This window comes from Bradyrhizobium sp. 192, from assembly GCF_023100965.1.
Classification (GTDB): Bacteria; Pseudomonadota; Alphaproteobacteria; order Rhizobiales; family Xanthobacteraceae; genus Bradyrhizobium; species Bradyrhizobium symbiodeficiens.
This window is the reverse complement of the sequence record NZ_CP064690.1, coordinates 7,098,465-7,109,649: the sequence shown is the minus strand read 5'-3', so window position 1 is coordinate 7,109,649 and position 11,185 is coordinate 7,098,465. Positions and strand designations below refer to the sequence as shown.

Annotated in this window: 7 protein-coding genes; 2 read left to right on the top strand and 5 right to left on the bottom strand. The window is 64.8% G+C overall.

The genetic code is table 11. The features are described from left to right. Positions 1-75 precede the first annotated feature (75 nt). The gene (locus IVB24_RS33280; RefSeq protein ID WP_094977191.1) at positions 76-960 is read right to left on the bottom strand and encodes a Ku protein; all 885 of its coding nucleotides are present in this window, start codon (positions 958-960) and stop codon (positions 76-78) included. A gap of 116 nt (positions 961-1,076) precedes the next feature. Here IVB24_RS33280 and ligD point away from each other — a divergent pair, with 116 nt between their 5' ends. Continuing rightward, positions 1,077-3,764: a DNA ligase D gene (gene ligD, locus IVB24_RS33275; RefSeq protein ID WP_247770585.1), complete on the top strand. Its 2,688-nt coding sequence runs from the start codon at positions 1,077-1,079 to the stop codon at positions 3,762-3,764. A 139-nt stretch (positions 3,765-3,903) separates the two neighbouring features. Here ligD and IVB24_RS33270 read toward each other — a convergent pair whose 3' ends face one another. Further along, on the bottom strand, positions 3,904-4,068 hold the full coding sequence (locus IVB24_RS33270; protein ID WP_018318514.1) for a DUF3309 family protein: 165 nt from the start codon (positions 4,066-4,068) through the stop codon (positions 3,904-3,906). Positions 4,069-4,250: 182 nt separating this feature from the next. Here IVB24_RS33270 and IVB24_RS33265 point away from each other — a divergent pair, with 182 nt between their 5' ends. Then, the gene (locus IVB24_RS33265; RefSeq protein ID WP_140480988.1) at positions 4,251-4,568 is read left to right on the top strand and encodes a polyhydroxyalkanoic acid system family protein; all 318 of its coding nucleotides are present in this window, start codon (positions 4,251-4,253) and stop codon (positions 4,566-4,568) included. A 2-nt stretch (positions 4,569-4,570) separates the two neighbouring features. Here IVB24_RS33265 and treY read toward each other — a convergent pair whose 3' ends face one another. The 3 genes from treY to glgX are packed head-to-tail and all read right to left on the bottom strand — an operon-like array spanning position 4,571 to position 11,185. Then, positions 4,571-7,357 carry a malto-oligosyltrehalose synthase gene (treY, locus tag IVB24_RS33260; protein WP_247770583.1) on the bottom strand — a complete coding sequence of 929 codons (2,787 nt, stop codon included), beginning with the start codon at positions 7,355-7,357 and terminating at the stop codon, positions 4,571-4,573. A 1-nt stretch (position 7,358) separates the two neighbouring features. Next, entirely contained in the window at positions 7,359-9,110 is a 1,752-nt protein-coding gene (gene treZ, locus IVB24_RS33255; RefSeq protein WP_247770576.1) for a malto-oligosyltrehalose trehalohydrolase, read from the bottom strand. After that, positions 9,107-11,185: a glycogen debranching protein GlgX gene (glgX, locus tag IVB24_RS33250; RefSeq protein WP_166468280.1), complete on the bottom strand. Its 2,079-nt coding sequence runs from the start codon at positions 11,183-11,185 to the stop codon at positions 9,107-9,109. Before glgX ends, treZ begins: the two co-directional genes overlap by 4 nt.

Sequence of the window (11,185 nt, the reverse complement as noted above, 5' to 3'; positions counted from 1 at the left end):
CATTTTCTCGTTCCGATAAGGTGGTGGGCACGCTTCGCTTTGCCCACCCTACGATATCCCGTGCTGGGCGAGCAGTTAGCCCGCCTTGCGGTGCCGCGCCGTGGACCGATGCGCCTTCTTGGCGGCCTGCCGCCGCCCCGTCCCACGGCGCGCGTGCGGCTTCGCCGCCGTCTTCTTGCCGCCGCGTCCCTTCAAGCTCTGCTTCAGCGCATCCATCAGGTTGACGACGTTGCTGGGGCGCTCCTCGGGCTCCGGCAGCTCGATTGTCTTGCCGCTGGCCTTGCGCTTCACCAGCGCCTTCAGCGCGGTCTCATATTCGTCCTTGAACTTGCCGGGGTCGAAATGTGCCGCCTTGGTGTGGAGGATGTGGCCGGCGAGCTCGACCATGTCCTTGGTGATCTTCGGGCTCTTGATGTCGTCGAAGAACTCGTCCTCGTCGCGCAGCTCGTAAGGAAAGCGCAGCGTGGTGCCCAGCAGGCCCTTGCCGAGCGGTTTGATCGCGATGATGTGCTCGCGGTTGGTGAGCACGATCTTGGCAAGCGCCACACGATCCTGGTCCTTCATGGCGTCGCGGATCACCGCGAACGCATCGACCGCGGCCTTGCCGTCGGGCGCGATGTAATAGGGGTGGTTGAGATAGCGCTCGTCGATCTCCTCGCTCGGCACGAAGCTCTCGATGTCGATGGTGTGGTTGCTCTCGATCTGCACCGCCTCGAGCTCCTCCGGCTCGATCTCGACATATTTGCCCTTGCGCAATTCGTAGCCGCGGCCTTTCTGGTCGCTCTCGACGACGTCGCCGGTCTCGGAATCGATCATCTGCTGCTTCAGCCGGTTGCCGGTCTCGCGGTTGATCATGTGAAACCGCGTCTTCTCGGCCGCCGTGGTCGCCGGATAAAGCACGACCGGGCAGCTGACCAGCGACAGCCTCAACGTTCCCTTCCAGTAGGCGCGCGGTGCCATTCCATTCTCCGGTGTTCAAGGCGATTTGGAACCCCAACCGCCCCGTGGGGTTTTGGTTCCGGATGGGACTTGGGCCGTGATAGGCTTGAATCCCCGAATGAAAAGCGGGACAGGCCGTGCTGCAGAAGCTCTCAACCTATCGAAAAAAGCGTGACTTCGAGAAGACGCCGGAGCCGTCGGGCAAGACGGCGGTGATGCCGTCGAAGCAGCGACGCTTCGTGATCCAGAAGCACGATGCGAGCCGGCTGCATTACGATCTCAGGCTCGAATTCGACGGCGTGTTCAAGTCCTGGGCGGTGACCAAGGGGCCCTCGCTCGATCCGCACGACAAGCGGCTGGCGGTCGAGGTGGAAGACCATCCGCTCGACTATGGCGATTTCGAAGGCACGATTCCGGAAGGGCAGTACGGCGGCGGCACGGTGATGCTGTGGGATCGCGGCACCTGGGAGTCGGAAGATCCCGAACGCGGCTTCAAGAAGGGCGATTTGAAGTTCACCCTGCATGGCGACAAGCTGCACGGAAGCTGGGTTCTGGTCCGCATGCGCAACGACCGTAGCGGCGGCAAGCGTACCAATTGGCTCCTGATCAAGCACCGCGACGAATTTGTCCGCGAAGGTACCAAGAACGACATTCTCGATGAGGACAAATCCGTCGCCTCCGGCCGGGCGATGCAACAGATCGCCGAGGGCAAGGGGCGCGCGCCAAAGCCGTTCATGCTGGCCAAGGGCGCCAAGACCAGGGCCGATGCGGTCTGGCAATCCAACCGGTCCGAGGAAGCGAAGGGGCAAACGGTCAAGCCGGCGCCGCGCAAGGCATTGAAGGGCAGCAAGATCGTCAAGGCCAAGGCGGCGAAGAAGAAGGCCTCGACGGCGACGAATGCCAAAAAAGTCTCGGAGATGCCGGACTTCGTCGCGCCGCAGCTCTGTACGCTGGTCGAACGGCCGCCGGCCGGCGAGGGCTGGTGCCACGAAATCAAGTTCGACGGCTATCGTGTGCAGCTCCGGGTCGAGGATGGCAAGGCGACGCTGAAGACGCGCAAGGGTCTCGACTGGACCGGGAAGTTCGGCTCCATCGCGGAGGAGGCAGCCGCGCTGCCGGACGTGGTGATCGATGGCGAGATCGTCGCACTCGACCACAATGGCGCGCCGAACTTCTCCTCGCTTCAGGCTGCGTTGTCCGATGGCAAGACTGACGACCTGATCTTCTTTGCGTTCGACCTTCTGTTCGCCGAGGGGCAGGATTACCGGCGGCTGCCGCTTGCCGAGCGCAAGGCACAGCTCAAGAAGCTGCTGGAGAAGCGCAAGCGCAAATCGGCCCAGATCCGCTATGTCGAACATTTCGAGAGCGGCGGCGATGCGGTGCTGCAATCGGCCTGCAAGCTCGAACTCGAAGGCGTGGTGTCGAAGAAGCTGGACGCGCCCTATCGCTCCGGCCGCACAGAAAGCTGGACCAAGGCAAAGTGCCGCGCCGGCCATGAGGTCGTGATCGGCGGCTACAAGACGACCAACGGCAAATTCCGTTCCCTGATGGCCGGCGTGCAGCGTGGCGATCATCTCGCCTTCGTCGGCATGGTCGGCACCGGCTTCGGCGCCGATAAGGTCAAGCGCATCATGCCGTCGTTGAAGGCGATGGCGGCCAAGGAAAGTCCTTTCGGCGGCAAGAACGCGCCGAAGAAAGGCCGCGAGGTGCACTGGCTGAAGCCGGAGCTCGTCGCCGAAATCGAGTTCGCCGGCTTCACCGCCGACGGCAATATCCGCCAGGCCGCGTTCAAGGGCTTGCGGCAGGACAAGCCGGCCGAGGAGGTGGAGGCGGAGACGCCTGTCGACACCGAACTCGCCGAGCCAAAAGCCGGCAAGCGCGCAACGAAGACGGCGAAGCGGTCGAAAGACGCCGGCACGGCCGAGGTGATGGGCGTCGTCATCTCCAAGCCGGACAAGGAGCTTTGGCCGGACGGCGGTGACGGCGAGGGCGTGACCAAGCTGGATCTCGCGCGCTTTTTCGAGGCGGTCGGGAGCTGGATGATCGAACACCTGAAGGGGCGTCCGTGCTCCATCGTGCGTGCGCCCGACGGCATCGGCGGCGAGACTTTCTTCCAGCGTCATGCCATGCAGGGCACCTCGAATTTGCTTGAGCTGGCCAAGGTCTCCGGCGATCGCAAGCCGTATCTGCAGATCGATCGCGTCGAAGGACTTGCCGCGGTGGCACAGATCGGCGGCGTCGAGCTGCATCCCTGGAATTGTGCGCCTGATGCCTACGATACGCCGGGCCGGCTGGTGTTCGATCTCGATCCAGCGCCGGATGTCGGGTTCGCCGATGTGGTCGAGGCCGCCAAGGACATGCGCCAGCGGCTCGTCGACCTCGGCATGGAGAGCTTCTGCAAGACCACGGGCGGCAAGGGCTTGCATGTGGTGGTGCCGCTGCTTCACGGCGCGCGCGACAAGGTGAGCTGGAAGGAAGCCAAGGCCTTCGCCCAGGGCGTCTGCCAGTGGATGGCCAACGACGATCCGGAGCGCTATCTGCTCAACATGTCGAAGAAGCTGCGCGAGGGTAAGATCTTCCTCGATTATCTCCGCAACGACCGGATGTCGACGGCGGTGGCGCCCCTGTCGCCGCGGGCGCGCGCGGGGGCCACGGTCTCGATGCCCGTCACGTGGGCGCAGGTGAAGAGCGATCTCGATCCGAAGCGATATACGGTGCGAACCGTGCCCGGCCTGCTGCCGCGCTCGAAGGCGTGGGATGGCTATGACGATGCGGCCGCCCCGATCAAGGCGGCGATCAAAAAGCTTGCGGGAGAAATGAAGTAGGGCGGGCTCCCGACACCGCGCCCGCAGCGGTGCCCCCAAGCGAGGCGGAAGCCTGCCCACGATCTTTTCGTCACGACGAATAGGTGGGCACGGCGCCAAAGCGCGCTGGCCCACCTACAAGTCGAAGCGGTCGTGCTTGCTAGATCCGTCCCATCAGCAGCAGGATCAGCAGGATGACGATGACGAGCCCGAGGCCGCCGCCGCCGTAATAGCCGGTGCCGTAGAACGGTCCGCCGCCGATGCCGCTGAAGCCGCCAAGCAAGGCGATGACGAGAATGATCAGAATGATTGTACCGATAGACATGCGAAACTCCTCCAGCCCTTCCTCAAAAGGGTCGTTGCCAACCTGTCTCGTTGTGCGAGGGCAACTTGCCGCAGGTTTTAAAGTTCCATCTTTGAAACAAGGCCGGCGCATCAACTTGCATGGAACCATTGGGCACGCCGCCGGCATGACTATGTGAGTATCCGTCACCATAGGGCAGGGCCATGTCAGCACCGCTTGTTGTTTCAATTCCGCACCGTCTTGGCCGGGAGGAGGCGGTACGCCGGCTCAAGACCGGGCTTGGTCGCGCCGCCACCAGCATTCCCGTGATGCAGGTCGAGGAGGAGCGCTGGACCGGCGACAGCATGAATTTCCGCATCCGCGCGCTCGGGCAGATCGCGAGTGGTCAGGTCGACGTCGGCGATGATCAAGTCCGGGTCGAGGTGGTGCTGCCTTGGCTGCTGCAGCGCTTTGCCGAGATGGCGCAGGCCACGATCAAGAAGCGCGGGCAGTTGCTGCTGACCAAGGACGGGGGAAAGTAGCTTCAGCCGCGCGTGCGCGGCCGCGAGGGCCTAATGGCCGTTGCCGTGCGAGCCTCGATGACGGCAGCGGGAAAATCACGGAAGGCCTGCGTGACCGGCAGTTCGTGGCTCTCATGGCCCTTTACGACATAACCTGTGATATCGACGGTCGCGTCAAAGCCATCCAGCGCGGGCCATTCCCGGCCGGCTTGGGTGAACGGCGCGAAGTGGCGCCCGACCACGACGATCGCCGCAGCGCGGCCATGGCGGCGGGCGAAAGCAATGACATGGTCGGCATGTGGGCCGCGTACCGCCAGCGGCTGATAGTCGCCTTCCGCGAAGACGTCGGCGAGTTCATTGCGCAGCTTCAGAAGACGCCGTGTCCAGGCCAGCTTGATCAGGCCGTCGGGCCAACTCCTGGTCAGGCCGCGCCAATCGGGATTGTCCAATGAGGCCAGCGCCGCGTGCCGCACGCCAAAGTCGACCGGGCGGCGGTTGTCGGGGTCGACCAGCGACAGGTCCCAGAACTCGGTGCCCTGATAGAAGTCGGGCACGCCGGGCAGCGTCGCCTTGAGGGTGAGCTGGCTCAAACCGTTCAGCGCGCCCAGCAGCGCCACGCGCCGCGCCATCGTTTGCAGGGACTCCAGGAACTCACTGGATAGTGCGGGATCGAGGATCTTCTCGATGAAGCTGTTGACGCCGTTCTCGTAGGCTTCATGCGGGTTGAGCCAGCTGGTCTCTTCCTTGCCCTCGCGCGCGGCCTTCAGCGCATAGGCCTGGATGCGATCGACGAAGCCGGCATCGACCGGCCCCTGCAGCGGCCAGGCCCCGAGCAGGGTCTGGTAGAGCATGTATTCGAACGTCGCCGACGGGGCGCGGTAATTGCCGTGGAGCGTGAGGTGTGGCGCGTTCAGCACCTTCCAGCGCGAAACCGCGCTGGTCCAATCGCCGGGAATCTCGCTGAGCGCGGCGATACGGGCGCGGGCGTCCTCGCCGCGCTTGGTGTCATGCGTGGCGGTCGCCGTCATCCCCAACGGCCATTCCCTGGCGCGGGCCTGCATGGTCTCGTGGAAGGCGGAAATCGTGAGACCGGAGCTGGCGGGATCGCCGCCGACTTCGTTCAGCGCGAGCAGCCGGTGGAATTGATAGAACGCGGTGTCCTCCAGCGACTTCGCCATCATCGGCCCGGTGAATTGCTGCACCTTCAGCGCGAAGCGGCGCACGCGCGGGGCGCCGTGCGGGGGGCGGCCGGGCTTGAGCAGGTCCATGGTCAGGGCATCGCGCAGGAAGTCGAAGATGCCTTCGTCCGCCGCGAACCATTCCGCACGGGCGCGCGCGATGGTGTCGTCGATCAGCTTGCGATCGGGCGCCGTCGGGCCGCTGTTGGTCAGGTAGGTGCGATACACCGGGAAGTGCAGCACATAGAGCTCGAGCGCCTGCCGCAGACTGTCGGCGGAGAAATCGCGGGTCGAGTAATGCCCGTTGGCGATGCGCGCGAGCAGGCGGGTCAGCACGGTGAATTCGCTGGTGAGCAGGGTCTCCAGCACGCGCCGCTTGGCGTCCTTGACGTAAGGCGCAAGCCGCGGCGGCCGGTTGCTGATCTGCCGCCAGGTCTCGTCCAGCGCCCCCAGTCCCCCGGCATCGACCAGCACCTGGGTGATGACGTTCATCCATTCATAGCCGGTGGTGCCCTGAACGCCGGCGAAGTGCGGCAGGCGTTCGTGCTCGCACAGGATTTTCTCGATCACGGTGTAGAACGGCTTGGTGTTGCCCTGCGCGTCACGCACCAGCCGGCGCAGCCGCTGGCAATATTGCGCGGGGTCGCGCAGGCCGTCGATGTGGTCGAGACGAATGCCCTGCAGCTTGCCGTTGGCGACAAGCTGCTTCACCAGCCGGTGCGTGGCGGCGAAGGTGCTCGCGTCCTCGACGCGCAGGCCGGCGAGCCCGTTGACGTCGAAGAAGCGGCGGTAATTGATATCGCTGGAGGCGAGCCGCCAGTGGCCGAGCTTGTAATGTTGACGCTCGAGCAGATGATGCAGCGTCAGCGTCTGCGCTGGACGATCCGGGGCGGCACGATAGGCGCCAAGGCCGCGGGCGATGATTTCGGCGGCACCCGGGATCTCCCTGAGTTCGGCCTTGAACGCGGGGGCATCCTTGCGGTTGGGACGACGCAATCCCGTATAGCGCGCCGCAAGCGAGAGCAGGCATTTGCCCGCGTCGGTCTCGCCGGCGTCGGCCTCCTTCACGATTATGCGCAGCAGCTCGCCATAGCGCTCCGGCGCGACGGGTAGGCGATGCTCGAAATACCAGGCGGAAAAGCCTCCCTCGTCAGGATCGTAGCGCAGCTCGATGTCACCGCGCTCGAGCGCCTCGCCATAGGACGCGCCGAGGATCGGCAGCAGCACGCCGCCGCGGGCGCGGTAGGGCAGCAGATCCCAATCGATGTCGAAGGACACGGCGTGAGGCGAAGCCTGGCCCCATTCCAGCACGTCGAGCCACCAGGGATTGTCGGCGAAATGCACGCCGACATGATTGGGCACGAAGTCGATGATGAGGCCGATGTCGTGCCTGGTCAGCGCTTCGCTCAGCCGGGCGAAACCGGCTTCGCCGCCGAGCTCCGGATTGAACTGGCCGTGATCGACGGTGTCGTAGCCGTGGGTCGAGCCCTTGCGCGCCTTCATCACCGGCGAGGCGTAGAGATGCGTGATCCCGAGCGTCTTCAGGTAAGGCACGACCGCAGCGGCCTTGTCGAAGTCGAACTCCGCGGTGAGTTGAAGCCGGTATGTCGCGAGCGGAATAGCCGGGGGCATGCTAACCTCCGAAGCGCCAGATGACCGACCACGGCGGAAGCCGGCCGCCGGTCTCTTCGCCCCAGATCGTCGTGCCTGCGCCGACACTGGATGTGATCTCGTGGTCCGAGAGATTAGCGGTTAGGCGCAGCTCTGTGCCGTCACCCATGCGCCAATGCGCGGTGAGCAGGCCGTTGTCGGCCGCCTCGGCCGCGCCGAAGCTCGCGCCCTTCAGTCGCGGCATGATCTTATTGCGGCGAAGCGCGAGCAGCTCCCGGACTAGCGCGAGCCTTGCGTCGTGCTGCTGCGTGCGGCCGGTCCAATCGAGCACCGCCGATTGCAGCGTGGCGGGATCGAGCGGGTCGGGCACCTCGTCGCCGTATTTCTCGTAGGCCCAGGCATATTCCTGCCTGCGCCCCTTGCGGACGGCGTCGGCAAGGCCGCCCTGGAAATCGCAAAAGAACGGGAACGGCACCGTCGAGCCCCATTCTTCGCCCTGAAACAGCATCGGCACCATCGGTGCGAGCAGGGTCACGGCGAGCGCCGCTTCGATCTGCTGCGGCGATGCCAGGCTTTCGAGCCGGTCGCCGAGTGGGCGGTTGCCGATCTGGTCGTGGTTCTGCAGGAAGTTGACGAAGGTCGCCGGCGGCAGCTCGCCGCTCGGCTCGCCGCGTGGTTTCTTGCCCCAGAACTCCGAAATCTCGCCCTGGTAGACGAAGCCGGAGGCCAGCGCGCGGGCGAGATCGAGTCGCGGCGTTTGATAATCCGCGTAGTAACCGGCGAGTTCGCTGGTCAGCATCACGTGCCAGGCGTGATGATAATCGTCGTTCCACTGCGCCCGATATTTCCCGTTCGGGGGCTCCTGCGCCGCGTCGAGCAGGCTGGCGCGATTGTCGCCGTTTTCCAGCACGAGATGGATGTGCCGGCCCGTCGCCTTCGAAAGCTCGCCAGTGGCAGCGCTGAGATCCTGCAGCATCGATACCTCGCCGGGGATCGCCACGATGTGGTTGGCGGCATCCAGCCGGAGGCCATCGAAGCGATAGTCGGTGAGCCAGGACAGCGCGTTCTCCACCGCGAAGGCGCGCACCTGCGGCACGCGGTAGTCGATTGCGCTGCCCCAGGGCGTGTGCGCATCGGTGAAGAAGGCCGGCGCGTAGCGGCCGAGATAATTCCCCTCAGGGCCGAAATGATTGTAGACGACGTCGAGGAAGACCATCAGCCCGCGCAGATGCGCCTCGTCGATCAGCGTCTTCAGGTCTTCGGGCCGGCCATAGGCGCTGTCGGGCGCATACCACAGCACACCGTCATAGCCCCAGCCGCGGCGGCCTGCGAAATCGGCCAGCGGCATCAATTCCAGCGCGGTGATGCCGGTTGCGACGAGATGATCGAGCTTGTCGATCATGGCGCGGTAAGTACCTTCCCGCGTGAACGTGCCGACATGGGCCTCGATCAGGACCGTCTCTTCCCAGGGACGTCCGCGCCAATCGCGCGCACGCCATGCAAAGGCGTCGTGATCAATCACTTCGCTCGGGCCGAACACATCTTCGGGCTGGAAAGCCGAAGCGGGATCTGGCACGTCGATTTCGTCGTCGATCCTGAACTTGTAGGCGCTTCCGGCGGCGAGGCCGGAAATCTCTGCCACGTACCAGCCATCCTGCCGGCGCTGCATCGCGTGTCTTCGTTCGAGCAGAAGGTCGACGCGGCGCGCGGCAGGCGCCCAGAGGCGGAACGACACGCCGTCCTTCATAGGCTTCGCCCCGAAGGACGGCCTCATAGCGCCCCCGCGAAGGCGAGCACGGAGCGCGGCGGCGCCTTGCTGTCGCTGCCGGGCAGGAAGTCGATCGTATTCAGCTTGGCATCCGTCGTGTTCAGGATCTGCTGCCAGCCTTTGTATTCGGTCATTTTTGGCAATTTGAATTCGATCTCTTCGGGGGCGGCGTTCAGTACGATAAAGATTGCAGCCCCGCCCGGTTCCACCGGCCCCATCACGTAGGAAAGGAATCTCCCTTCCGGGAATTTCCAGTCGTTCTCCGTCATTTCGTCGCCGGCAGGCGTGAGCCACAATGCGCCGTAGGACACGCCGTCGGCCGGGCGGCCGTCCAGCCAGCGATGGCTGCGAAGTTGCGAGAACCGGCGGCGGATGTCGGCGAGATGGCTGACGAAATCGATCATGTCGTCGCCCTCCTTGCCGAGATTGTCCCAGCCGACCCAGCCGATCTCGTTGTCCTGGCAATAGGCGTTGTTGTTGCCGGACTGCGAATTGCCGACCTCGTCGCCGGCGAGGATCAGCGGAACGCCCTGCGCCAGCATCAGACAGGCCAGCACGTTCTTGCGAAGCTGGCGGCGCAGGCTGAGGATCTTCGGATCGTCGGTCGGGCCTTCGACACCGCAATTGTTGCTGTGGTTGTCATTGGAGCCGTCGCGGTTGTCCTCGCCGTTGGCCGCGTTGTGCTTCTCGTTGTAGCTGAAGAGGTCGGCGAGCGTGAAGCCGTCGTGGACGGTGATGTGGTTGATGCTGGCGCGCGGCCGCCGGCCATCGTGGTTGAACAGGTCGGAGGACGCCGTCATCCGGCTGGAGATGTCGCCGATCAGGCTGCCTTCACCGCTCCAGTAGCGGCGCATGGCGCTGCGATAGCGATCGTTCCATTCCGACCATTGCGAGGGGAATGCGCCGACCTGGTAGCCGCCGAGGCCGAGGTCCCACGGTTCGGCAACCAGCTTGACCGTCGCCAGCACCGGATCCTGCCGGATCGCGGTCAGGAACGAGCTGCCGCGGTCATAACCGTTCGGTCCGCGCGCGAGCGTTGTGGCGAGGTCGAAGCGGAACCCGTCGACGTGGCAGACCTCGACCCAGTAGCGCAAGGAATCCATCACCATCTGCAGCACGCGCGGATGGGTGAGGTTCACCGACGAGCCGCAGCCGGTGAAGTCGTCGTAATAGCGCGGGTTCTCGCGATTGAGCCAGTAATAGGAGGCGTTGTCGATGCCGCGGTAGCACAGCGTCGGGCCAAGATGGTTGCCTTCGGCGGTGTGGTTGTAGACGACGTCGAGCATCACCTCGATGCCGGCATCGTGCAGCCGCGCCACCGTGGTTCGGAAGGAGTCGAGCGCATTGTCCTGGGCGTAGCGCAGCTCCGGCGCGAAGAAGGACAGCGTGTTGTAGCCCCAGTAATTGGCGAGCTTCTTCTCCACCAGGATGCGGTCGTCGACGAAGCTGTGCACCGGCAGCAGCTCGACCGTGGTGACGCCGAGCTTCTTCAGGTGCTCGATCATCGCCGGCGAGGACAGCCCGCCATAGGTACCGCGCAGGTTCGGCGGCACGTCGTCGCGCTTCTGCGTCAAACCCTTGACGTGAGCCTCGTAGATGACGGTGTCTTCCCATGGGATGTTGGGACGGATCTCGCGGCGGCCCCAGTTGAAGGTCTCGTCGACCACGACGCCCTTGGGCATGCCGCGGGCATTGTCGCGGCGGTCGAACGACAGATCCTCGCGCGGGCTCCCGGTGCGGTAGGCAAAATGCGCGTCGCTCCAGACCAGCCGCCCGGCGAGCCGCTTGGCATAGGGGTCGAGCAGCAGCTTGTTGGCGTTGAAGCGGTGGCCGTGCTCGGGCTCGTAGGGGCCGTGCACGCGGTAGCCGTAGAGCTGGCCGGGCGAGACGTCGTTGAGATAGCCGTGCCAGACGTCCTCGGTGCGCTCCGGAAGTTCGATGCGCTCGAGCTCGCGGCGGCCCTGGCTGTCGAACAGGCATAGCTCGACCTTCTGCGCGTTGGCCGAGAACAGCGCGAAGTTGGTGCCGCGTCCGTCCCAGCTTGCGCCGAGGCGTGCGGGCGATCCGGCAGTCAGGCGCAT